Origin of the sequence: Paraherbaspirillum soli (assembly GCF_042654985.1) — a bacterium.
Lineage (GTDB): Bacteria > Pseudomonadota > Gammaproteobacteria > Burkholderiales > Burkholderiaceae_D > Paraherbaspirillum > Paraherbaspirillum soli.
Genome location: NZ_JBHSMT010000004.1, coordinates 34,854 through 56,842 on the forward strand (window position 1 = coordinate 34,854; position 21,989 = coordinate 56,842).

At 54.4% G+C, this 21,989-nt stretch carries 24 protein-coding genes; all 24 read right to left on the minus strand.

The window, feature by feature from the left end; all coding sequences use genetic code 11:
- Window positions 1–2,184 (minus strand): type VI secretion system Vgr family protein (locus tag ACFPM8_RS00605; protein WP_378993895.1); only part of this gene is annotated, 2,184 nt, incomplete at its 3' end.
- A gap of 1,046 nt (window positions 2,185–3,230) precedes the next feature.
- Window positions 3,231–3,545 (minus strand): MafI2 family immunity protein, encoded by a 315-nt coding sequence (locus ACFPM8_RS00610; RefSeq protein ID WP_378993897.1) that lies wholly within the window; start codon window positions 3,543–3,545, stop codon window positions 3,231–3,233.
- On the minus strand, window positions 3,542–3,922 hold the full coding sequence (locus tag ACFPM8_RS00615) for a polymorphic toxin type 50 domain-containing protein (protein ID WP_378993899.1): 381 nt from the start codon (window positions 3,920–3,922) through the stop codon (window positions 3,542–3,544). Before ACFPM8_RS00615 ends, ACFPM8_RS00610 begins: the two co-directional genes overlap by 4 nt.
- The gene (locus ACFPM8_RS00620; RefSeq protein WP_378993901.1) at window positions 3,849–4,199 is read right to left on the minus strand and encodes a hypothetical protein; all 351 of its coding nucleotides are present in this window, start codon (window positions 4,197–4,199) and stop codon (window positions 3,849–3,851) included. Before ACFPM8_RS00620 ends, ACFPM8_RS00615 begins: the two co-directional genes overlap by 74 nt.
- A 5-nt stretch (window positions 4,200–4,204) precedes the next feature.
- A complete protein-coding gene (locus ACFPM8_RS00625) occupies window positions 4,205–5,281 on the minus strand; it encodes a hypothetical protein (protein ID WP_378993903.1) in 1,077 nt (358 codons plus the stop codon).
- A gap of 124 nt (window positions 5,282–5,405) precedes the next feature.
- A complete protein-coding gene (locus ACFPM8_RS00630; protein WP_378993905.1) occupies window positions 5,406–5,546 on the minus strand; it encodes a hypothetical protein in 141 nt (46 codons plus the stop codon).
- Window positions 5,547–5,594: 48 nt separating this feature from the next.
- Window positions 5,595–5,930: a hypothetical protein gene (locus tag ACFPM8_RS00635; protein ID WP_378993907.1), complete on the minus strand. Its 336-nt coding sequence runs from the start codon at window positions 5,928–5,930 to the stop codon at window positions 5,595–5,597.
- A 565-nt stretch (window positions 5,931–6,495) separates the two neighbouring features.
- Window positions 6,496–7,140, minus strand: a complete 645-nt coding sequence (locus ACFPM8_RS00640) for a hypothetical protein (RefSeq protein ID WP_378993909.1) — start codon at window positions 7,138–7,140, stop codon at window positions 6,496–6,498.
- Window positions 7,121–7,381: a PAAR domain-containing protein gene (locus ACFPM8_RS00645; protein ID WP_378993911.1), complete on the minus strand. Its 261-nt coding sequence runs from the start codon at window positions 7,379–7,381 to the stop codon at window positions 7,121–7,123. Before ACFPM8_RS00645 ends, ACFPM8_RS00640 begins: the two co-directional genes overlap by 20 nt.
- Before the next feature lie 61 nt (window positions 7,382–7,442).
- On the minus strand, window positions 7,443–11,354 hold the full coding sequence (tssM, locus tag ACFPM8_RS00650; RefSeq protein WP_378993913.1) for a type VI secretion system membrane subunit TssM: 3,912 nt from the start codon (window positions 11,352–11,354) through the stop codon (window positions 7,443–7,445).
- 12 nt (window positions 11,355–11,366) lie between these two features.
- Window positions 11,367–12,695 (minus strand): type VI secretion system protein TssL, long form, encoded by a 1,329-nt coding sequence (gene tssL, locus ACFPM8_RS00655; protein WP_378993915.1) that lies wholly within the window; start codon window positions 12,693–12,695, stop codon window positions 11,367–11,369.
- 50 nt (window positions 12,696–12,745) lie between these two features.
- Window positions 12,746–14,095 (minus strand): type VI secretion system baseplate subunit TssK, encoded by a 1,350-nt coding sequence (gene tssK / locus ACFPM8_RS00660; protein WP_378993917.1) that lies wholly within the window; start codon window positions 14,093–14,095, stop codon window positions 12,746–12,748.
- Window positions 14,096–14,100: 5 nt separating this feature from the next.
- Window positions 14,101–14,589, minus strand: a complete 489-nt coding sequence (gene tssJ, locus ACFPM8_RS00665; protein WP_378993919.1) for a type VI secretion system lipoprotein TssJ — start codon at window positions 14,587–14,589, stop codon at window positions 14,101–14,103.
- A 217-nt stretch (window positions 14,590–14,806) separates the two neighbouring features.
- Window positions 14,807–15,286, minus strand: a complete 480-nt coding sequence (locus ACFPM8_RS00670) for an Hcp family type VI secretion system effector (protein WP_378993921.1) — start codon at window positions 15,284–15,286, stop codon at window positions 14,807–14,809.
- 155 nt (window positions 15,287–15,441) lie between these two features.
- On the minus strand, window positions 15,442–15,876 hold the full coding sequence (locus ACFPM8_RS00675; protein WP_378993923.1) for a hypothetical protein: 435 nt from the start codon (window positions 15,874–15,876) through the stop codon (window positions 15,442–15,444).
- 13 nt (window positions 15,877–15,889) lie between these two features.
- A complete protein-coding gene (locus ACFPM8_RS00680) occupies window positions 15,890–16,381 on the minus strand; it encodes a lysozyme (protein ID WP_378993925.1) in 492 nt (163 codons plus the stop codon).
- Between the two features lie 97 nt (window positions 16,382–16,478).
- Window positions 16,479–16,946 (minus strand): hypothetical protein, encoded by a 468-nt coding sequence (locus tag ACFPM8_RS00685; RefSeq protein WP_378993927.1) that lies wholly within the window; start codon window positions 16,944–16,946, stop codon window positions 16,479–16,481.
- 132 nt (window positions 16,947–17,078) lie between these two features.
- Entirely contained in the window at window positions 17,079–17,498 is a 420-nt protein-coding gene (locus tag ACFPM8_RS00690) for an STY0301 family protein (RefSeq protein ID WP_378993929.1), read from the minus strand.
- A 9-nt stretch (window positions 17,499–17,507) separates the two neighbouring features.
- Window positions 17,508–17,897: a BPSL0067 family protein gene (locus ACFPM8_RS00695; protein WP_378993931.1), complete on the minus strand. Its 390-nt coding sequence runs from the start codon at window positions 17,895–17,897 to the stop codon at window positions 17,508–17,510.
- 63 nt (window positions 17,898–17,960) lie between these two features.
- On the minus strand, window positions 17,961–19,460 hold the full coding sequence (gene tssC, locus ACFPM8_RS00700) for a type VI secretion system contractile sheath large subunit (protein ID WP_378993933.1): 1,500 nt from the start codon (window positions 19,458–19,460) through the stop codon (window positions 17,961–17,963).
- 53 nt (window positions 19,461–19,513) lie between these two features.
- Complete coding sequence (tssB, locus tag ACFPM8_RS00705) at window positions 19,514–20,053, minus strand: type VI secretion system contractile sheath small subunit (RefSeq protein ID WP_378993935.1); 540 nt, start codon at window positions 20,051–20,053, stop codon at window positions 19,514–19,516.
- A gap of 239 nt (window positions 20,054–20,292) precedes the next feature.
- The gene (locus ACFPM8_RS00710; RefSeq protein ID WP_378993937.1) at window positions 20,293–20,835 is read right to left on the minus strand and encodes a fimbrial protein; all 543 of its coding nucleotides are present in this window, start codon (window positions 20,833–20,835) and stop codon (window positions 20,293–20,295) included.
- Window positions 20,836–20,870: 35 nt separating this feature from the next.
- Window positions 20,871–21,449 carry a fimbrial protein gene (locus tag ACFPM8_RS00715; RefSeq protein WP_378993939.1) on the minus strand — a complete coding sequence of 193 codons (579 nt, stop codon included), beginning with the start codon at window positions 21,447–21,449 and terminating at the stop codon, window positions 20,871–20,873.
- Complete coding sequence (locus tag ACFPM8_RS00720) at window positions 21,446–21,988, minus strand: fimbrial protein (protein WP_378993941.1); 543 nt, start codon at window positions 21,986–21,988, stop codon at window positions 21,446–21,448. The genes ACFPM8_RS00715 and ACFPM8_RS00720 overlap by 4 nt, the downstream gene beginning before the upstream one ends.
- Window position 21,989: the final 1 nt, after the last annotated feature.

Consider the following 21,989-nt stretch of genomic DNA (forward strand, 5'->3'; position numbering starts at 1 on the left):
CGGCTTCGATGTACCATTCCCCGGCGGCTTGAGTTGCGGCCGGCTTCTGGTGTCGACTCCCTCATCCCCGCCTGGTTTGAACTTGAACCACGGGAACAGCCCCGCCAAGCCTATCAAGCCCAAGTCGCCCGCCAGCCCGCCGTTGCCGCCGCTGCAAGCGCCGGCGCCACCGCCTTCGTTCAAATGCAATTCGGAGCCTTGAACGTAAGTGGCGGCGGCGGCCGTGACATTGACGGCGCCAGCGGCCACGACGTTGACGCCAGCGCCGCCGACCAGGTTGACGCCGGCCATGCCGCCGATGTTGACGGCCAAGCCGTTGATCGTGATGCCCAGACCGTTGAGCATGATGCAGCCATCGCTCTGCAGCACCAGCGAAGAAGCGCCGCAGACCAGGCTGATCTCTTTACCGACGGTCAGCGCGTAGCGGCCATTGACCTTGTTGGCGCTGCTGCCGCGGATGTGGCTGGCATGCGCCTTGCCGAAACTGTATTTGGCGTTGCCGTGAGTGCTGCTGTACAAGCTGCCGCCGACCACGATGTCCTGGTCTTTGCCGACGCGCAGTTTATGGTTGCTGCCTATGCTGTGGGATTCATCGTTTTTGGTGAGCCGGGACATGTCTTTTTCGGCCTGGACATAAAATTCCTCGGCGCCGCTTTTGTCCTCGAAGCGCAGCGCATTGTAATTACTGCTGCCGCCTTTGATCGAGCGACTCATGACGCCGCTCTGGGTGGCGTTGCCGGGCAGCTGCCACGGCGGGCTGGTGAAATTGTTGTACAGGCTGCCGATGATCAGCGGCCGGTCCGGATCACCGTTGAGGAAATCGACGATCACCTCCTGCCCGATGCGGGGAATGAAGATGCCGCCGAACCCGCTGCCGGCCCAAGCCTGGCTGACCCGGATCCAGCAAGAATCGCTGTGGTCGTTGCGGGCGTAGCGGTCCCAGTGGAAGCGCACTTTGACCCGACCGTACTGGTCGGTAAAAATTTCTTCGCCGGCCGGGCCGACCACGATCGCGGTTTGCGGGCCGTGGGTGAAGGGTTTGCGTATCACTCTTGATGGCCGGAATACTTTATTGGTTGGCAAAACAGAAAACGTACTCTGGCATTCATAGCTGCCCTGGCCGCTGGACTGGCCATTGTCCTGCAAGTGAAGCGTCGCATGCACCAACAGATATTCACGGTTGGCCTTTTTCTGCGGATGATTACTCAGTTTGAAGGTGCAGCCGCACACCATGCCGCGCAAATTGCCGCCGCCGTTGGAGATATTGCCTTGCGCTCCCTCTCCCTCCATCCAGGTCCTGACCCGCATCTCGCCTTCGTGCCGATTGCTGTAGTCGCCCGGCCATTGGTAAATCTCGGCCATGTTATGGGCGGTATTGCGCGGCTGGATGCTGACCGCTTTCAGGTTGGCGCGCGAACGTTCGAAGTCGTAATCGCTGGTCACCCATTGACCGCTGACCAAAGCCTCGGCCGGCGTGAATTCTTGAATGTACTCTTCGTCGATCTTGTGGCCGGGCGGGTAATAACTGATTGTGTGGTAAGCCTCGCTGCCAAACGGCTGATGCGCGCCGACATGGTCGCACAACACCAACCGGTGTTTGCCTTCCGAGTGCTCGAAGAAGTAATAGATGCCCCATTCTTCCATCAGCCGCTGGATGAAATCGTAATCGCTTTCGCCGTACTGCACCTGATACGACAGCGTCGGATACTTGGCCGTGTCCAAGCGCAGCTCGGCGGCATATGGATAGTCCTTCAACACCTCGTCGATAATTTGCACGACGGTCTTGTCCTGGAAGATCTTGTAGTCGCTGGTACGTTGCGCCAGCGTCAGCCAGGGTTCGATAATGACTTCGTAAGTGGACTGCCGCTCACCATGTTGCTTAAGCCGTGCCTTGCTGATCAGGCCACTGATCTCGCGCTTGCCCTTGCCTATATTGCCAAGCAATCCGCCGCCAATGCCATCAAGTTCAATCGCGACTGTCGCCTCCTGGCCTAGCAGCGCTTTCAGGTTGATGCTGGCAGTGGCATCTTTGGCGATGCCTCGATTGTCCGGGGTTTTCAACGTGATCGTGTATTCGTAGAGCTCGGAAAGATGTTCTGTCCCTTTGATGCTAAAAAAATGCAGCGCGTCGATGCCAAGCAACTTGGGCATCGACGTGCAATAAAAAGCGGCCGTCTTTGTCATGAATTTTTTAGGGAAATAGTTGTGTCGAATGATTGAGATTGCGCATCTTTCCCGCCCGGCTATGACGCGTCCTCATCGGCCAAGGCTTTGGGAAGGAAGATATTTGCTTTATCGCGAATTTCTTCCCAGTGCGCCAGCGTTAGGGAAGCGCTGATTAATTCAGGATTCAAGAAATCGCTGCTTTATAGATCAACGACTTATGCCTCGCTCTGAGGAGGAAAATCGAATAAATCAGCGCTTCCTTAGGGCAACGTTCCGAGGAAAAGCATAAATGGTAAATAATAATTCTCTGTCATCTGTAATTGAAATTTCCATAAATGGATTTGTCGTATCGCTTTCCTCGTACACACACAGGTACGGATACGTGCTGCTTATATCTCCAACTTTTTCAAAGATAAGTGTAGTCATGATTATTTATTCAACCTTCCTAAGGAAGCACTGATTAATTCGACTCTTCCCTCCGTCGTGTACGTAACCCATTGATTTATATAGATGAGAATTTTGCAAAAATGAATAAATCAGCGCTTCCCTAGAATAAAGGTGCTTGAACTGTTTCTTTTTTCTCACTCCTTGATCTCCTCTGCATCAGGGAACGATTGCCTGTTTTTCGTTTTACATCCGAAATTTTAGTTTCAATGTCCCAGGATGTACTATCCACCGCTCGAATTAGGGAAGCCCTGATTTATTCGATTTTTCTCGTCGGAGTGAGGTATAAGTCGTTGATTCATAAAGCAGCGATTTCTTGAATCCTGAATTAATCAGCACTTCCTTAGTGCACGCCTTTCAGAGCTGACATTTCCATCACCAGCTATTGCTTCACCATCTATGATTTGTAATTTTGGAGTAATCAAATTGAGCAAATCGGAATAAATCATCGGTTTTTCAGGATTAACGTCGTTTAATGCACCGTGCCAGGTTCAGTAGAGGCTTCGGATACACGCAAACACCAGCACAAGTCCCTACATGAATCACCAATTGTCAAAAGTATTTCTTCAAGACTAAAGTACTTGTCGGTTTTCCAAGCCGGAATTGATAGTTTCATTATTTTAGAGATCGTACTCTCGCCTACAGTAGATAAAACCGTCAAGACAATCGAGCGCGCCAAATGAGCTGCTGCTGTATTGGCAATCAACTTCTATATGAGCGATCATATCCAGGCTAATGGAAGCGGAAATATTTGTCGCTACAACTTCAATACTTTCATGATCCATATCCAATGGGATTCTATCCAGGTAATATCGAATTGTAAGGATTCGATTATCGGATAACGCAATTGCGACGGCTCTAATCGAAGGATAAATCTCCCCAAGCAAAGCACGCCACACGCATACAATTAACCAATCAGGTAAATTTTTATTCATCTGTTTCTTTCTATGGTTATTGGATTAGTCGGAACGATATGCGCCCCATTTTTCCCCGAATGAATTGTTCCATACTGCGTAGTTAATCCAGATCCGGCATCAATTCCAATTGGATGCCCAAAATCGACTATGGGCTGTCCTCTTGATCCTGTGCCAACAACAGTGTATTTACCGCTATGAACTCCATTTAGCATTTCTTGCGGATTAATATCGCTGTTAATGCTACTACGCCCAGGAATGTCCTCTCTGTATTGGATTACTGGAAATGACGTGCGCCCAGTTTTGTCAATTTCATACTTCGCGTTATCGAGATTCACCATTGTAGGCATCGAGATTGGCATGCATTCGCTCAATAATGTATCGAGCCAGTTGCGCATACACTTCAACAGGAGGCGTATCACTCGCCACAAATTGAACACATTTCAGTTTGTAGTTTGCGTCTAATTCACGATTCGCTTGTTCCACACCCTTCATGACCCAATGCTGTACATCGCTTGCCTCAAGCCTGATAGGCTCTTCGGCATTTAGCATGAGGGGCTCAACATAGACTCCTACAACTTCAGTTTTTTCAGCAAACGAAAGGCCAAGATAGTTATGCGTTGGACCAGTGATGCTAACTACTTTAAAGATAATTCCATCTGTATGAAACTGCATAGTGCTTACTCCAAAGGTGACGGATAGCGGCTCTGCGCCGCATTATGTGAATTATTGTAGCTCGGACCATATTTACGCATAAACCAAGCTTCGGCAGTCTCATGTCGTAATAATTGAATATCAGCAGGAGTATATTTCCCGGCTCCCAAACGTTGCCAAGAATTGGCTATATCTAGGTTAGAGTCGAATCGTTTCATTTCGCTGGGAATGCCTAGACGTTCATAGCGGTCAAGTAAATGTTCTTTGTAAAAAAGATGGTCTTTGACCTTTTGAATATTCGACGGTTTGATGCCCGTGTTCTGGGCAATTGTTCCCACATCAGAAGTACTCGCACGAATAACAGAATACGCTTCGTCTGCTGCTGATGCTCCCCCACCCGCTCCCGTTTGTCGTAATCCCGTATTTTCCCCAGGGCCTCTCATTTTTACCGCAAGGGCCGGTGTCGTCGGCAGTGTCTTCATCGGCCCCTGCGGTGTAACTTTAACGTCTGGCACTAGCTTTGCTTCTGCCGCACCCGGCCTCCTGACCTTGATCGTTGCCTTCTTCAACAGAATAGCCACGACAACTTCAATCCCGATCAGCACCACCGCATTGCTGAAAGCATAACCAGCTATGATCAGGTCGTTGTCATCCCTTGCATCAATAATCCCTTCGCCAAAACGTTGCAAGTAGGAGATAACTTGCATCGCGGTGGCGCCCAATGCCACCACGCCGACGCCGACCATCGCGATATCGACTACCCAGCCGATCGGCGTGGCGTGCGATCCCAACCACAAAGCCAAGACCCCGGCGGCTATCGCCAGGTTGCGTGGATCCATCAAGGCAGCTGCTTGCCCGCTCGCTGCTGCGGGCAGGCGTTGCATGCCGTAATACAGCGCGCTGCCGAGTTTTTCGGTATTACTTTTTTCCATAAACTGGACGCGCTTGCGTAGTGCCGGAGTCGCGTCTTCAGGGTAGTAGCCTAGTGTGTAGGCACTGCCTCGCCCCATTATTTCTTTGTAATAGCGGCATTCCAGTCGCTCGAAATCCCATTGCGTCGTACAGATCTGTCGGCTCTGCCACCATTTGTCCATCGGATCCATGCATTCGCCTTTTCTCAAGAGTGTGACTCAGTGATGTGTCGGTCCTGGCCACGAGCGACATAGGCTAGCGGAAGAGGACATTGAGAAGGGCTAGAAATTTCTGATTTTGCGACGGCGGGATTACTTAGCAAGCGATGCCGTGGGCCTCGTCGTTCCAGGCACTGACCCGCATCTCGCCTTCGCGCCGATTGCTATAGTCGCCTGGCCATTGGTAAATCTCGGACATATTGTGCACAGTGTTGCGCGGCTGGAGGCTGACTGACAACAGCGATGACCTTCCTGAACAGTGCAGACGATGATGATTCCCCTCGCTTTATTGGCTTCGCTGATAGTCGTTGAAATTAAGAACAAAAGACCAACCGATGTCTTTGTTTTCGCATGAGATTGGAAACATGCGTGTCTTACCCGCTCCGGAACGGGTGTAATCGATCTGGCAACGATCACCTACTTCCAGCGAATATAAGATCTTTATACCGTTATCATCGCCGTACACTTTTCTCTCTCTTTCCTTGCCAGTGATTATGATCGCCGTTGCACCTGCACTGATTCTTGGCGTCGGATACAAGACTTCCGTATACGCCCAATACGAACCCCAAGCAATGGCGCCGAGGATGAGTAGAGCAACGATGTCATCTCGCTTCAGTTTCATTTATGGTTTCCTCCAGCCATAGGGATAGATACGAACGTCTTTGATCTTCGCATCACGCCGGCTGACAAGGCCATTCATGATCGATAACAGCCTTGCTGGCGAGTCCGTGATTGGTTGTTGAATTTCTACGCCAATCAAACACAAAGCACCCTGAACAAGGGTAGTGCAATTGTTGTCGATCAGCGAATAAGGCACGTCGTCAGCGTCGTAATTCAACGGAAAAAGCACTTATCGGCGTTGTAGATACTCATGTTTCGCTTGCGCTATCGGAGCGTGCCACCGGATCTTTTTGGCTACGCTTCCGATGCGCTTCTTTTCTACGGTGACGCGAAGAACCTCGGCGTTGTTCCGGCTGAGTAGGCATCGCGACGTCGGCTCCGGCGCCATCCATCATCCGCTTGCACTCCAGGACGAAGCTGCGGCACAAGTCTTGCAGTCGTCGAGCCGGCGGCAGACCGCGTCTGCGTAAAATCCTGAATGTTTTCGCTGAAAGCAATGGCGCCGGTTGATTGGGTGCGGTGTCGCAAAAATGCTCCCTGCAGGCATTCATGATTTCGGCCAACGCCTAGTGCGGAATGCCAAAATTATCGGCAAGACGAGCGGTACGCCACTCCTCCGCCCACCATGGCCCATTCCGGTTATCCCGTCGCGCAACCTTCTTGACGACGGAATAGGAAATAAAAAAATGTCGAACCTTCGTTTGGATCTCGTCTACATAAAATCGACTAACCTGATTCCAGTGCGTCAAAACAAGTCCTTTACCCAGACGGTAATGTAAAAAACCATCTGCATTAAGCTCTAGCGTCATTGGTTTGATCAGCCCCCATAAAGATAAAAGTCCGCACGCAAGGAAAAAGACCTCGCAAATAAACGCCATTAAAAGAATAAGAAATGGCAAAAAATCGTCCGCCTGCCAAAACTGACCGGATTTCAGGGACAGGACAAAAGGTAATGAACAGAACAGGGAAAGACAGAAAATATAAGCGCATTTCACACGGCGCATTCGCAACACAATAGGCAGCGCGACAGAAATTTTCTCATCCGCATCATTTCTAAAGACCAGGCTGGAGATCGACTCCGACGGTTGTTGAGAAGGCATAAGCAAATTGGGTTGGTTGAACAGTGCTGCGTGCATCCATTGACGGCGGTCGTCCTTGCGACCTACTGCAGCACTGTTGGCAGAGGCAAGCCTAGTCGCCAATAAAAACATCAGGCGAGCCTTCGCTAACAGTAGCGCCGCAACCCAATTGGTCGCCGACGCGGGCGGCCGGTTTGCCGTTGATGAAAACGCTGCGGGAGCCTTTGATTATCGATTGGCTGCCGTCGATGTTGCAGTTGGCCTCGCTGTCGACGAAGACGGCCGGCTTGCCGTTGATGAAGACGTTGGACGAACCTTTGGTGATGGTGCCGCCGTGCGAGATGGGGTCGTCGACTCTGGCTGCTTTGGGCATGGCATGACCTTTCTTGGTGGGTGGGGAAACTGGCTAACCGGCTGCGTTATAACGGCCCAACTCAGGCCACGCTGGTCGGACAATGAAAATCCTTCAGCAAGTTGCTGGTGAATGGATTCGGCAAGCCGCCGGTCACCAGGTCGAGCACCGCATGCCGGCCGTCGAACGTGAAGTCCACCGCCAGCCGACTGGCGGATGCTGTCTCGATGATGCGGCCGCGTTCCAGCAGGCGGAACAGCGCCCATGGGCCATTGGTCAGCACGCTAGAAGTGTCCGGCCGGACCCGCGGATTGGCGCTGATTTCCGCCATCGCGCCGCCGCGCGGGCCGGGCCAGTTGATCGTGAACGGCAGCACCGGACCGTGCGCATAACGGTTGCTCTGACCGTCGATGTCGATTGCCAGCTGGGTGATTTCCGGATCGAGCGAGGCGACTTTGACATCCATTTTCCAGGACAGGCGCTTGGCGCCCGGGTCGCGGAAGAATACTTCGCGGATCATGGCGGCACGCTGAAACGCGCCCAGGTCCGGGCCGTGCATGGCGCCGGCAGCGCTGCCGGCGGTCTTGTAGCGCCACGGTTTGCTGTTGGTATCGACATGGCCGGCCAGGTTCTTCTGGAAAAAATCGTCGAGCAAACCGCCCGCTGCGAAGACCCGTGCGAAATCCTCAATGTCGACTTCTTGCTGGCTGGCGACGAACGGGTATTTGCCTTCGATCGCGCTGCGGCAGGCATTGCCGATGCTGGCTTCCATCTGCGCCGACAGCAGCGCACCGACGCCCTGGTTGATCTTGTCGGTAGTGCGCTCGGCGACGCCGGCCAGCACCGCCTTGAATGGCGCCGGCAACTTGGCCGACTCCATCCGCAGCTTGGCGCCGATGTCGGCGGCGGGCGGCAGGTTGTTGGTCGATAGCGCGTTATCGGCCACCACCAGCAAGGTGTACTGCTCGTTGAGCAAGCCGATGATGGCATCCAGCTGCAAGCCTTTATCGCCGGCCGCCGCCGTCTTGGCAGTCAAGGCCGGACCGCTACCGGTATCGGCCTGGCCGGTGACCACTTCACGCAATGCGGCAAAACGGTTGTCGACCAATTCCTTTTCCAGTTTCTGGCCTTGCCGCAAATTGAGCGTCTTGCCGACGGTATTGGCGGTTCTGACGGTGCTGGATTTTTTCTCCAGCGCACCTAGCGCCATGTCGGCGAGCGTGCTGCTGGCGCTGTCGTCGGCGACGGCCGGCACGGATAGCGAAGTCTCGCGCGAGACGGCCCGCGCCAGGCGCGACAACGGCGAATCCGGCGCCGCCAGGATGCGCAAAGTCTGCACATCTAGCGCCAGCGAACCGCTGCTGCTATCGGCGCTGCTGGCGAGCGGCCGGATATCTTCCAGAAACTGCTGCCAGTAATTGCCGTAGTCGGTCAAATACTGACGCCGGATGTCGTCGATGATGCCGGCATTGGCAGCGCCCTTGCCCGACGCCGCGCTGGCCAGCCGGGCGCCGACGTTGCGCCCCATCACCCATGCATCCTCGGCTTGCGCCTGGCCGACGAATTCGGCCAGGCGCTGATTAAAAACCTGGTGATAGCCGTCGTAGGTATACAGACCAGGAACACCGTGTTCCTGCGCCTTGCTGGCACTAGTCATCGTAAGCACGGTGCTGGTTTGCGGACCGATCGCGCGTGCCAGCGTGAAGTTCTCCGGGGCTTCCTTTTCCATCGCGGCCTTAGCCCGCTCGTACAGCCGGCTGGAGACCGGATTGCTGTTCAGGAAAGCACGCGCGCGCTGCACCAGGTCTTCATTCTTGGCGGCCGCAGGCGCGATCCAAGGTCCGTCGGCCAATAGCAGGTCCAGGTGTTTGACCATCGCCGCCCGGTCGCCGAACGCGGCGGCGCTGTCGGCCCGCTCCCAGTCGCGCAAGACCCAGGTTTTGACCGTATCGCCGTTGAAACGATTCTGCTCGTACAGCATCAAGTAGACCGTCAGCGCGCTGTAGACGGCATCGGCATTGCCGGCGTCGATCTCGGCGGCCAAAGCTGTGTCGATGCGCTTGACGATGCGCGGCAGCAGCAGTTGCCGTTGCAGCTCAACATAGGTGTGTTGCGCAGTTGCAGCCACGCCGGGTGCGGTATACAGGCCGTAGCGATAGCTGCCGCCCGGGTGCTCCAGATCCAGCTCTTTATACTGCGGCAGTGCCTGCGCCGCGTTCAGCACCGCGGGCACGGCGTCGGCGCTTGGCGCCTTGCGGAAGGCTGCGACTTGCGCCGCCAGTGCTTTCGTCTTGCTGTCGACGGCCGCCAGATAATGATGGTTGTTGTTGAAGCTGAGCGCCAATGCACTCAGCAGCCAGATAAAGAACGCAATCGACAACAGGTGACCGCCCGTGCGCAACAAGCGAAAGCGCAATTCCCAGCGCATATTGGGCCGCACCAGATGCGACTCGGGAATGATCAACTGCTGGAACAAATTGTGCAGGAAATAGCTGCGGCCGGCGCCGCTGCCTGGCGCAGCATGGTCGTCGACCATGGCCACATTGTTGGCCCTGGCCACCCCGCTGTGGAAGCGCTGAGACAGCGTGCTGCGATCGGCCGCCACCGTTTTTCCGGCCTGGGCCGCACTGGTGAAATAGACGCCGCGCAAGGTGGTATGCAGCTGGGTGTTGTCGTAGCGCGAATCGAGAAACACCTGCTCCAGCAGCTGCGCCAGCGACACGGTCAGGCTGCGGAATTCCTGCGGCAATACATGCAGTTTCCGGCGCCGGAGGTATTCGTATTCTTCCACTATGCGTTGGTTCACCCCGCGCTCCAGGCGCTGCTCGAGCAATTGCAACTCCTGCTCGCAGCGTGTGCGCAGGCCATCCTGATCGAAGGCCAGCGTCTCTTTGCGGTAAGGCAGGGTAAAGCCCCATACCTGGGCGCGTTCAACCGCGCTCAGCGTTTGGAAATACTCGGCAAAGCCGGACAACAGATCGAGCTTGGTCAGCACCACATACACCGGAAAGCGGATCCCGAGTTGGCTGCGCAGTTCGGCCAGCCGGGCCCGCATCGCGGCCGCCAGCGCGGTACGTTGCACCGGCGATTTGCCGAGCAGGTCGGCGACGCTGACCGTCAGCAGCGCACCGTTGATCGGCGCCCGCGGCCGGTATTTGCGCAACTGTCCCAGAAAAACCCGCCACTCGGCGGCGTTGGCGGCCGCCAGCTCTGGCTTTGTCTGTTCGTCCTGCTCGGTATAACGGCCGGCGGTATCGATCAGCACGCTGTCGTTGGTAAACCACCAGTTGCAATTCTCAGTGCCGTTTCTGGCCTTGATGACGCTGGCCCCCATTTGCTCGGCCAGCGGAAATTGCATGCCGGAGTTCAGGATGGCGCTGGTCTTGCCGGCGCCGGCGCTGCCTATCACCATATACCAAGGCAATTCATACAAGTAGCGCCTGCCCTCGAACAGTCGTCGCACGCCGCCGGTATTACGCATTTGCTTCAGTTGCTGCACCGCTGCCGCCACCGCCGAAACCACGGCCAGGATGCGAGCGTGTAGCGCTGCCGCCTGCCTGCCTGGCCGCTTGCTTTTGCCACGCAAGAATTTTCTCAGCAGGGCTTTATCGGCGCGTATTGCGTGCCACCGACGGTACAAGTAAAAAGCGGCATAGCAGAGCACAACGGCGACAATCAGCAGCTCCCTCACCCACGCCGGCGCCAGTGGCTTCATCTCGCCGATCGTCAGCAACGGCCCGGCGTGCCACAGCAACAGGCACAGCGCGGCGATACCGACCAGGCTGACCGGCTTTTGCAGCAGCAAACACAGCAGCAAGGCCAGCAGCATGACGATTACGGTGACGCGCATGGCGACGCCGGCCAATGGATGCAGGACGCCGAATCCCAGCAGCGGCCCGATGAACCAGACCGCCGCCGCCAGCAACACCAGAGCCAGCAGCGCCAGCATCCGGCGCGAAAAGAAAAAATCGACTACTTTTTGAAAATAAGACATGCCAGGTTCCTGTTACTGGGTGACGACGATTTCAACCCGGCGATTGCGGGCGCGCTCCGCGGCCGTGGCATTGCCGGCCACCGGCAGCGAATCGCCGCGGCCCAGCGCTTCGATCCGGTTGCCGGGCGTACCGCGGCTTTGCAGGTATTGACCGACAAATGCCGCGCGCTTTTCCGACAGCACCTGGTTGTTGGGAAATTCAGCGGTGCGAATCGGTTGGCTGTCGGTGTGGCCGATGATGCGGACGTGGCCGCCAACCCGCGCCACTTCGCGCGCCACCTTGTCCAGCGTCGGTTCGATCTCCGGGCGCACCTGGCTCCGGCCCGCCACGAACATGGTGTCGCCCTTGAAGGTCACGACACTGCGGCGGGCATCCTCGGCCACCGTCACCAGGCCGCGCGCAATTTCATCCTTGAGCAGGATCGCCAAGCGCACCTGCGGCAACGGCTGCGCCGGCACCGAGACCGGCTCTTTGGCGATCGCCAGAATGCGCTGCTGCAGCGCATTGCTCATGTCCAGCAATTGATACTGGTACCAACAAAACACGCCGAACAGAATCAGCGCGAAAAATGAGGCGGTGGCCCACACCGGCACGCTGCGCAACAACGGCAGACGGCCGGCTCCCTCGCCGCGCCAGTGCGGCGACAGTTCCGGCGGCACGGTTTCGCGCGCGTTGCCGATCAGCGTCAGCAGCCGCTGGCGAATCTGGTCGAGATGGCGGCGGCCGTCCTCGATCACACTATAACGGCCCTCAAAACCGAGTCCGAGAATGCGGTAAAGGACTTCGAGCACGTCGAGGTATTCTTGCGGATCGGTCGCCATGCGGCCGATCAACAGGAAGAATTTTTCGCCGCCATCGCTTTCGCCTTCGATCTCGATCAGCAGGCTTTTCATTGCCCACGCGCTGCCGCCACCCAAATTGTTGCGATTGGCGGCTTCATCCAACGCGGTGCAAATGCAGAAGCGCACCGCGGCCATGTGCTTCCACGACAAGTCGGCCTTGTCGCACAGCGTTTGAAACGCTTTTATCTCGCGCACCAACATCTCGCGCAGACAGTTCATTTCATCCAGATCCTTGACTTGCGCAGGCATCTCGGCCAGTGCGCGCAGCAGCGGCTGAGCCGCTTCCAGCAGCGGATTGGCGGCGGCGGCGACTTGCACCAGGCGCAGTTGCATGTCCGGCGGCGGATCGAAGCTGTCGATGTTGAGTACGACTTTCGGCTTGGGGGCCGCGGTGGCGTCAGGCGTCGGCTCTGGCAATGCTGCCGGCGGTGGTGCGGCTGCCGAGTCATGCGGCTGCGCTTCTGGGGGCACATTCATTGCAGCAACCGTCTCCATCATGACCTTTTCCGGCGAATCCACGGACTTATTGTCTTTTGCGTCGGCATCGCTCATTGATTACGCACTCCCCACAGTTCCAGCTTGAGTTCGGGGAATTTTCCGGCGATATGCATCGCCAGTCCGCCATGTTGCGCAATCTGGTCCCAGAACGGACCGCTGCGGGCCAGTTCGAAATAAACATAGCCGGCGTTGAACGGAATTTGCCGCGGCGGCACCGGCAGCGCCTGCAGCGTCAGGCCCGGCAAGTGCGAGCGGATCAATTCCGGCAGGCGCTGCGGCGGGCTGATCTTGGCTTGCGCGGCGAATTGCTGTTGCAGCACGTCGGCCGGCATTTGCGCACCGACCGCCAGCACCAGACTGCTGTAACCGGCCAGTTCGCTCGGCAACATGGACGCGGTGCGGATGCCGTAGGCTTGCTCCTTCAGCGCAATCGGCTGCGCAGCGCGGATCAGGACCTGATGCAGCAGAAACGTGATGTCAGTCACCAAAGGGAAGATGCAGGAGTAGATATTGGCGTGATCGTAGCTCTTCACCACCAGCGGCCGGCGCGTCTGCGGCCGCACGAAAGTCGACAGTTCGCCGGCCAGCATGGTCAGTTGCCGATACAGCTCGACCGGCGCGATGGCGCCGATTTTACTCATATGGTCCAGCAAGGGCTCATAGCGGTTCAGCATTTGCAGCAATAGGTAGTCGGCCACTTCGGCCCCGGCGCCGGCCTTGCCGTCACTGCCGGACAGGCGTGCAGCCAACGCCTCGGCCCGCAATTTGGTCAGTCCGTGCAACTCCGACACCCATTTGCGCAACAAGCCATTGGCGCCATAACCGGTCACCGGCGGAATATGATCCTCGCCATGCAAAGTGACAGCGCCGTCAGCTTGCAGCGCCCTCACCCGCGTCAGCGCGATCCCGATCCACGGCCCATTCAGCTCGCTCTCGGGCAGCAGCTGCAGTCGCAGGTGCGCCAGTTGCACCGGCTTCGGCCCCTGACCGATGGCATTGCTGTCTCGCAGCTCATGGTCGAATCCGAGATAGCGCGCCAGCGCCCTATCCCGCTGGTCGAAAGTGGTTTCTTCGGTATTGTCCAGGCGCAGCGGGGTTGCCAGATAAATCACCTGATTCTGGTGTTCGGGAGCGATGGTGAGCGGCGGCGGCGGCGGCGTATGGCCTGGCACATCGAATGGCGTACCGTCGGGAAATATCCCGCTGCCGCTCTGGAATATCAATTTGCCGAGGGCGAGTGCGTCATGGTCGATTGCGTATTGGCTAAAGCCCCAGAAAAACGGGCTTAACGATTCCGCGCGCTTGTGTGCGAAATATTCGAGATAGCGCTCCTGCTGCTGAAACAATTGCGGACGCAAAAACAGGCCTTCGCTCCACACCACCTTGTTGTACCAACTCATCTTGATTAATCCAGTTCTGTGATCGAAATTGTTTGCTGATCGAGATAGATCTTCAGCTTTGCCTTGTCTGCCGGGATCGCTGCGCGGTACCAGGCAGCGTCCGGCGCAGCGGGCAACTTGTAGGTAGCGCGCCAAACCGATTTGCCCAAATCGCGGAAACCGGCGAGGACTCCGATGGTGGTGGCTTGCGGATGCGATTTGCGGCGGATGGTCTGCTTGTCGCCGGGACGCAGGATGAATTCATCGGTGACCAGCGCATCGGCGCCCAGCACCTTCACGCCATCGTCCTGCAGCGAAAAAAAGTCCGCCGAATCGAAAGTGGCGGGAGATTTCAGTTCAATCACCCGCACCATGATCGGCGCCGGCCGCCCCTGCTGATCCGGGTTGACCGCGGCGCTGACCTCGATCTGAAATTCCAGCCTGGTTTGTTCCTTGATCGGCGGCGCGGTGCTGCAGGCCGCCGCTGTGCAGGCGAGCAGTCCAGCGGCAAACATTTTTGCCGCGACGGAGCGGCAAGCAGGTGGAAGAAAAGAATCTGAATGCATTTGTGCTGACATTGGTGCGGCATGGGAGGCTAAGCAGATTGCCCTGGGAAAATCGGATCGCTTTGGTCGGCTGCTCGGAAACCCTGCCGGAAAATACGCGGCAGGGCCATGGACCGGAAAGATTGCCGGCTGAATTTGGAACCACCAGCCGGCAAGACTGCGGGATTTAAGCGACGTTCTTTTTGATATCGAAAGTTGCCGTGATCGCCCCGCCGCTTCCGCCTTGTGCGTTTTGCACGATGTATTCGTGCTTCAGGCGGGAGAAGGACAGGGACACTCTTTCAAGCGGACGTTCATCAGTCGCACTGGCGCTTGGCGTTACCTCGGTGACCAACACGTCACTCATCGTGATCTTCAGGTATTCCAGCGGATTGCCGCCCGCCTTGCGCACCACCAGAACGGCCTGATCGATGTGCTTGCCGTTCAGGCAGTACTGAATCAGGTTAGGGCTGGCACGATCAATGAAGTGATCGAATTGCAGATCGTCGACGCTTGCTTTGCCGGCACCACCGCCGGAACCCGCATGCATATTCGATTGTTGTGAAACCCTCCAAGCCCAACTCAATACTTCGATCTCGGATTTGTGGCTGTTGTCCTGCGACTCGCCATCGATGCCATTAATCTTGATGAACATATCTTGTGCCATGTATTACTCCTTACTTTTTGGTTAATAACTGCTGGGTACTACATTTAAAGATTGTTATTTTTTGAATTTCAATGAAATCTATAAAGTATTTAAAATATAAAAAATAACTTCATTCTTTTCATTCAATATACCTAACTTCATAATCTTCGATTAATTCATATACTTACCCTAATCGCACTAAAGAAAAAATCATTAAAGAAAAAAATAATTTTATCTTTTCCTTTAATATAAATATCATTCATATTTGTGATATTTGAGCATTTCATTTTTATTGTTGCAATTTGCTTTGGCAAATGTAAATTCCGAGGATTCATACGGTAGCTATAATCAAAATATTTTCTTGCATCTTCGATATTTTCCTCAAATTTTGGCTTCAAACATGTTTCACCATTAAAATCAACACTGTCAGGTGTAATTATGAGGTAACTGCCTACCATTTGTTTCGCCTGTACAAAGCTTAATGAAGTCGTTGGTGTCGCATCCATCAAAGCAATCACCTTCCAATATCCAAAAATATTCGAATGTAAAGTTTCCGCAAAAGCAGCTGGCGACACCAGTAAAGTGAAAAGAAAAGTAATGATTAATTTCATCGCAATTCCTTGCTTAAGGCATTCTAAATGGGGCAGTTTCTGCTTGCCTTCTAATAACTAGCCCAGGCATCAATACACTCTTCCCACCCTGCGTCGAGTAGATTCTGGAATTCATCTCGTCAATCGCCCCTTGAAAATCACCATTATTAATAAATTCATATGTCCTCGCCGCCCCTCCTGCTCCTCTGTTATACGTATAGCTGACGAGCGCATCAAACTGAGCTTGATTAAGTGGGTAAGTGACATTTCTATGAATTGCACGCTCAAACTCAGTCAATTTCCGCTCGAGAGAATGTTCAATCATTGACATGGGTACGGTAGTACGCAGTTCGCTTACAGTACAAAGTCTACGAGGCTGAATTAATGTTCCATAACCATAAGTACAATTACCTTTATTTCTTCCACCATCGTTGTAATATTTGGTGCGCAATGCCTCTGTGTTCCGAAGATGCACGCGCCCAGCAGAGCTCATTCTCATATGGCTATTTGGATTAGAAATTGTCACTTCAGAAATCTCCTCACAAGCAATAACAGTACTAAAATAAAAAATCACCTACATAGCAGTAATAAATAATTTTTTAAAATCGTCATCAATTGCATTTTCACTTCTCATTCTTCTCGATTATTTTATAGCTGCCAATATCAATTAATTTTATAGAAATATTATGTACTTTATCTATTTGATCATGCTCGAGCAATGCTTTTAATTTTACATACGTAGACTTTCCTATTTTTTTACAATCTACAGATTTAAAATAATATTGCGCATGATCGTCATTTAATTCTGGAAATGCCAATGTTTTTATTAATTCTGATTTTTTCTCTTGAGTAGGATTAGTGATCCATTGGACATATATCTCACTACCAGCTCCATCATAAACATCACCAATTATCAATCTATAATATCCATTCTTATTTCCATATTGCCAATTCCCGCAATTCCTCACAATTCGCATTTCAATTGGAAGTTTCTCAGCTTTACTTAGCAGAGAGGATGTTATTTCTGCGTTTGAATAATCAAAAAAGCAGAAAATAAATATTAATAAAATATACCTTTTAACATCACTCATTTACCTTCCCAATTTCTAATTTCCAAGAAGTCACGATTGACACCGTCCGTAAGCGGTGAGATTGCACTAAGGCACATCACCAAACAGCGCAAGCCGTACCAGTCACGCGAATTCATTGTCAGAATCAAAGAATTAACGACAATTGATCGCCAACAATTTCTTTTCTTTGTAGCTAACGATGCATTCCTTTGTTTTCTCTGGAATAACCTTCGAGAGCAAGGCAATGTTTCCTTCGTAATCACAATTCAGCCATTTCCCTTTTGGATAGCCACCCTCGAATTTCCACGTCACACGCGATCCCACTTTACTTTCAGCATTGGAATATGGCTTAAGAAAGGCTTGCTCTTCTGCCGGCCCGTCAGAAAACCCTGCGGCTACCAAAGCCAGTTTTCCATTTTGAAAAAAAGGTTTCCATTGATCTAACTGAGACGTCATCTTGATACTTGTCATATCCAATTCAATTTCTGCAGGACATGACAATGTCTCCGCATTCACTAAAGCCGCATAAGGGAAAAAGCTCAAATACAGTGCAATATTTATGATCTTTGACATAGATAACCTTTATTCAATGACCGAAAAAGCTTCAGCATTATTACTGGGTTCAACGTAGCTGCCATTCTTTAGTTTTCCCCTGGTTCGAACAAATCGCTTTGATACTTTCGGCTTCTTTGGATCCCCTTTCCATTGGTCCATAATCCAAATTCCTCCTGACTCCTGGCCAATATAAAAAGCCGCATGATTTCCGTGAGAATGGTTTTGATATTTGCCATTCACAAAAGTGGCTATTGCCGTTCCCTTTGCGATAGAAACATCACCTAAAACGTCTTTACCCTTTTTCCACGATGAGGTATGCGGGACATGGGCATAGTGTTGAATCAAAGCGACACATTGATGAGAACCGACGAGATCGCTTTGATCCAATTCGTCAACCTTCGAATAGAGATAAGACATATCACCCTCAAGGAAAAGCTGACCTCCTGATACAAAAGGGAGGTCAGATTTAAAAGTACTAAATCAAGCAGCTTCCTTAACCAACGGCAACTTCGCCACCAGCCGCAACGACACCGTCAACCCTTCCAACTGAAAATGCGGCCGCAGGAAGAACTTGGCCTGGTAATAACCCGGGTTGCCTTCAACGTCTTCCACCACCACTTCAGCCGCAGCCAATGGCCGGCTGGCCTTGGTTTCCTGCGATGAGTTGGCCGGATCGGCGTCGACGTAATTCATGACCCAGGCGTTCAGCCATTGCTGCATGTCTTCACGCTCTTTGAACGAGCCGATCTTGTCGCGCACAATGCATTTCAGGTAGTGCGCGAAGCGCGAGCAGGCGAACAGGTAAGGCAGGCGCGCCGACAGGTTGGCGTTGGCAGTCGCGTCCGAGTCGTGGTACTCGGCCGGTTTTTGCAGCGATTGGGCGCCGATGAAGGCGGCGTAGTCGGTGTTCTTGCGGTGGATCAGCGGGATGAAGCCGTTCTTCGCCAGTTCCGCTTCGCGCCGGTCCGAAATCGCGATTTCGGTCGGGCACTTCATGTCGACGCCGCCGTCGTCGGTCGGAAAGCTGTGGCATGGCAGGTTTTCGACCACGCCGCCGCTTTCGACGCCGCGAATCAGCGTGCACCAGCCGTAGCGCTTGAACGAACGGTTGATGTTGACCGCCATCGCATAGGCCGCATTGGACCAAACGTATTTGCGGTGATCGGCGCCGTCAGTGCTTTCTTCGAAATCGAATTCATCTACCGGATTGGTGTTGATGCCGTATGGCAGACGCGACAGGAAGCGCGGCATGGCGAGGCCGATGTAGCGCGCATCTTCGGTGTTGCGCAGCGCGTTCCATGGCGCGTACTCCAGGTTTTGCGTGAAGATCTTGGTCAGGTCGCGCGGATTGGCCAGTTCTTGCCAGGAGTCCATCTGCAGCACGGAAGGCGCGGCGCCGGTAATGAACGGTGAGTGCGATGCCGCGGCCACTTTGGCGATCGAAGCCAGCAAGTCGACGTCCGGCGGCGTGTGGTCGAAGTAATAGTCGGCCACCAGGCAGCCGTATGGTTCGCCGCCGAGCTGGCCATATTCTTCTTCATAAATCTGCTTGAAGAACGGGCTTTGATCCCAGGCCACGCCTTTGTAGCGTTTCATCGTGCGGCGCAGGTCATCCTTCGAGACATCCATGAAACGGATCTTCAGGTTTTCGTCGGTTTCGGTATTGGTGACCAGATGGTGCAAACCGCGCCATGCGCTTTCCAGTTGCTGGAACTGCGCATGATGCAGGATCAGGTTGATTTGCTCGGATAGCTTGTGGTCGATTTCGGCAATGATTGCTTCGATGCTTTTGTAAGCATCGTCGGACATCGTGACCGAGTTGGCCAAGGCCTGTTCGGCCAGCGTCTTGACGGCATTTTCCACCGCTGCACGGGCTTGTTCGGTCTTTGGTTTGAATTCGCGGGACAGTAATGCGTTGAATTCGGTTTGCGACCCGGCAGCAGTTGCTGCGGGGCGGGCTTGTGTTTCGCGCGCGGCCATGTTTTCCTCTTTTAACTAGGCGGTATTTAAATCGTGGGAGCGGACAGTCCGCTTTATTCTTCGGCAGCCGTCGTATCGGACGCCGGTTGCGCCGGCTCAGGCTTAGGTGCTTTGGCTAGCGCGTTGAGCAGCGCCGGATCTTTCAGCACATTGGTCACCAGACTTTCGGCGCCGGATTTGCCATCCATGTAGGTCTGCAGATTTGCCAGTTGGGTGCGGGCTTCCAGCAGTTGCGCCAAGGCGTCCACTTTTCTGGCGATCGCTGCCGGCGAAAAGTCGTCCATGCTTTCGAAGGTGATATCGACCATCAGCTGGCCTTCACCGGACAAGGTATTCGGCACGGACAGCGCGACGCGCGGCTGCATCGCCTTCATGCGTTCGTCGAAGTTGTCGATGTCGATATTGAAGAACTTGCGGTCGCCGACCGCCGGCAGCGCTTCCCGCGGCTGGCCGGACAAGTCGGCCAGGACGCCCATGACAAATGGCAATTCGACCTTCTTTTCGGAACCGTAAATTTCAACGTCATATTCGATCTGGACGCGAGGGGCGCGATTGCGCGCGATGAATTTCTGTGAACTGTTGGATGCGGACATAGGAGCTCTCGGGTTATATCTTGCGATGAAGAACAGGAAAAATGACTACCTGCAGATGCGTGGCGAATGCTGTTGCCAAGACTTCAGCAGTGCATATTCTATGTTTCAAAAATGCCAAGAAATATGAGAATTTTCTGAAAATGACCCCTGAAGCGAAAAGATCTTCAGTCAACAAGATTGCTTGAGGCCAAGTCCGCGTTGGCCGGGCCGTCGCAATAAAACTACGCGCGTCGCCAAGCTCATTCGTAAGCCACAGTCAGCGTTGCAGTAGCGTTGATGTTGCCCTCGCTGCCGACGCTCTTGGTCCGTATCAGCGTCGCCTGCAGACCGTCGTCCAGCGACAGTCGGCTGGAGTTGCTGCGATTGGGCGGAATGGTCGTACTCAGATCTTTGCTACGAATCAGAATGCCGAAACCGGTCGCGCCATTGGCTGCAGAGTTTTTGATGGCATTGGCGTTATCCGCGTCGGCGCTGGCATTCAAGCTGTAAGTGGCGCGCCAGCCTGCCGGGCAAGTGGCAGCGATGGCAATCGGCTTGGTCGGCCCCTCAATGCCGGTAAATGAGGCGTCGTTGGTCTGGCCGAAATCGATCACGATATTCTGATCCTTGATGGTGCAAGTGTCCTCCATATAAAAGCCTTTGAAAGTGGGGCCGACAGTCTGCGCCCGCAGCGGGACACAGATATTCAGCAACAGAAAAACACCGACCAGCGATGCCCGCAATCGCTGCAGCGATCCGCCATGTCCAGGGCTGCCAGTGTGCCGTCTCAATAAAGTGGCCATCGAATTCTCCCCTCTCCTAACGATCCGGACCTGCATCACGGCATCTCAATGACATAGATCACGTTGGTGTTGGCAGTGCCGGCGGTGGCCTTGCCGGTGGCGTAGTATTGCGCGTGATAATGCAAGCTCGCGGCGCCGTCCGATCCAGGTTTTATAGGATTGACGCTGGTGTCGACGCCAACGGAAATCGCCGTACTGTCCTGATTGAGAAGCTGGATCTGGACGTTGCCCGCAGTAGGCCGGCCCGCCACCGGCAACAGCTTCAGGTTGCCGGTAACAGGATCCGTCGTGCCGCTTTTCTGGAAAAATGCCCGCACCTTGGACACCCCGCTGCCGCACTTCACCTTGATCGTGAACGGCGTCGCGCCGGCAACGCTTCCTTTCGCCGGCAATGCTGCGCTGGATAGGGTCGGCAAGCTCACATCCTGATTTACTACCGACTCCACGGCACACGTGGATGACTTATACGAGCCGGAGAACGTCAGCTTGACCTTAGCCGATGCGGCCTGGACCGGACCGGTGGCCGCCGAGACCAGCAAAAATACAGCTGCGACGGCGCTTCCGGCGCCGGAAATCAGGTTGAGAACGCAGGCTGGCAAGCGTGTTTGCATCATGGCATCTCGATTGCATAGGTAACGCGGGTATTGACCAAACCCGCGCCGGCTTTGCCGGTGGCGTAATACAGTGCCTGATACTTCAGCGTTGCCATGCCGTCCCGGCCGACGTCTACTGCTTGCATGGCCGGCCGGTGGCCGACAAAGATCACCGAGTTATCCGCATTGCGCAGCCGAATCTGCACATTGCTGGCGCCGCCCGGCAACAATTTGAGATTGCCGGTAGCCGCATCCACCGTGGCGCCATTTTCGAAATACGCGCGCACCTTGCGCACCCCCGGATCACACTCCACTTCCAGCGTAAAGGGCGTCAAGCCGGCTTCCCGCCCAGCCGCTAGCAACTCGGTGCTCGACACCGGCGGCAAATTGACCACCCGCTCGTCGCTGCCCGTCACGTTGCAGGCGTAGGTGGATAGCCCGCCCTTGAACAGAAGCGTCCCTGGCTCGTCAGCATGAGCTGGCGACAGGCCGGTCAGCATCGGTACGGCGGCGTATGCGGCGATATACCGGAGCACGCTGCCAGGATTAATTTTGTCCATA

Excerpts from the sequence above, each read along its gene's own strand:
- ACFPM8_RS00610 (WP_378993897.1), bottom strand. The coding sequence starts at position 3,545 with ATGAATAAAAATTTACCTGATTGGTTAATTGTATGCGTGTGGCGTGCT.
- ACFPM8_RS00615 (WP_378993899.1), bottom strand. The coding sequence starts at position 3,922 with ATGCGCAACTGGCTCGATACATTATTGAGCGAATGCATGCCAATCTCG.
- ACFPM8_RS00620 (WP_378993901.1), bottom strand. The coding sequence starts at position 4,199 with ATGCAGTTTCATACAGATGGAATTATCTTTAAAGTAGTTAGCATCACT.
- ACFPM8_RS00625 (WP_378993903.1), bottom strand. The coding sequence starts at position 5,281 with ATGGATCCGATGGACAAATGGTGGCAGAGCCGACAGATCTGTACGACG.
- ACFPM8_RS00635 (WP_378993907.1), bottom strand. The coding sequence starts at position 5,930 with ATGAAACTGAAGCGAGATGACATCGTTGCTCTACTCATCCTCGGCGCC.
- ACFPM8_RS00640 (WP_378993909.1), bottom strand. The coding sequence starts at position 7,140 with ATGTTTTTATTGGCGACTAGGCTTGCCTCTGCCAACAGTGCTGCAGTA.
- ACFPM8_RS00645 (WP_378993911.1), bottom strand. The coding sequence starts at position 7,381 with ATGCCCAAAGCAGCCAGAGTCGACGACCCCATCTCGCACGGCGGCACC.
- tssM (WP_378993913.1), bottom strand. The coding sequence starts at position 11,354 with ATGTCTTATTTTCAAAAAGTAGTCGATTTTTTCTTTTCGCGCCGGATG.
- tssL (WP_378993915.1), bottom strand. The coding sequence starts at position 12,695 with ATGATGGAGACGGTTGCTGCAATGAATGTGCCCCCAGAAGCGCAGCCG.
- tssK (WP_378993917.1), bottom strand. The coding sequence starts at position 14,095 with ATGAGTTGGTACAACAAGGTGGTGTGGAGCGAAGGCCTGTTTTTGCGT.
- tssJ (WP_378993919.1), bottom strand. The coding sequence starts at position 14,589 with ATGTTTGCCGCTGGACTGCTCGCCTGCACAGCGGCGGCCTGCAGCACC.
- ACFPM8_RS00670 (WP_378993921.1), bottom strand. The coding sequence starts at position 15,286 with ATGGCACAAGATATGTTCATCAAGATTAATGGCATCGATGGCGAGTCG.
- ACFPM8_RS00675 (WP_378993923.1), bottom strand. The coding sequence starts at position 15,876 with ATGAAATTAATCATTACTTTTCTTTTCACTTTACTGGTGTCGCCAGCT.
- ACFPM8_RS00685 (WP_378993927.1), bottom strand. The coding sequence starts at position 16,946 with ATGAGTGATGTTAAAAGGTATATTTTATTAATATTTATTTTCTGCTTT.
- ACFPM8_RS00690 (WP_378993929.1), bottom strand. The coding sequence starts at position 17,498 with ATGTCAAAGATCATAAATATTGCACTGTATTTGAGCTTTTTCCCTTAT.
- ACFPM8_RS00695 (WP_378993931.1), bottom strand. The coding sequence starts at position 17,897 with ATGTCTTATCTCTATTCGAAGGTTGACGAATTGGATCAAAGCGATCTC.
- tssC (WP_378993933.1), bottom strand. The coding sequence starts at position 19,460 with ATGGCCGCGCGCGAAACACAAGCCCGCCCCGCAGCAACTGCTGCCGGG.
- tssB (WP_378993935.1), bottom strand. The coding sequence starts at position 20,053 with ATGTCCGCATCCAACAGTTCACAGAAATTCATCGCGCGCAATCGCGCC.
- ACFPM8_RS00710 (WP_378993937.1), bottom strand. The coding sequence starts at position 20,835 with ATGGCCACTTTATTGAGACGGCACACTGGCAGCCCTGGACATGGCGGA.
- ACFPM8_RS00715 (WP_378993939.1), bottom strand. The coding sequence starts at position 21,449 with ATGATGCAAACACGCTTGCCAGCCTGCGTTCTCAACCTGATTTCCGGC.
- ACFPM8_RS00720 (WP_378993941.1), bottom strand. The coding sequence starts at position 21,988 with ATGGACAAAATTAATCCTGGCAGCGTGCTCCGGTATATCGCCGCATAC.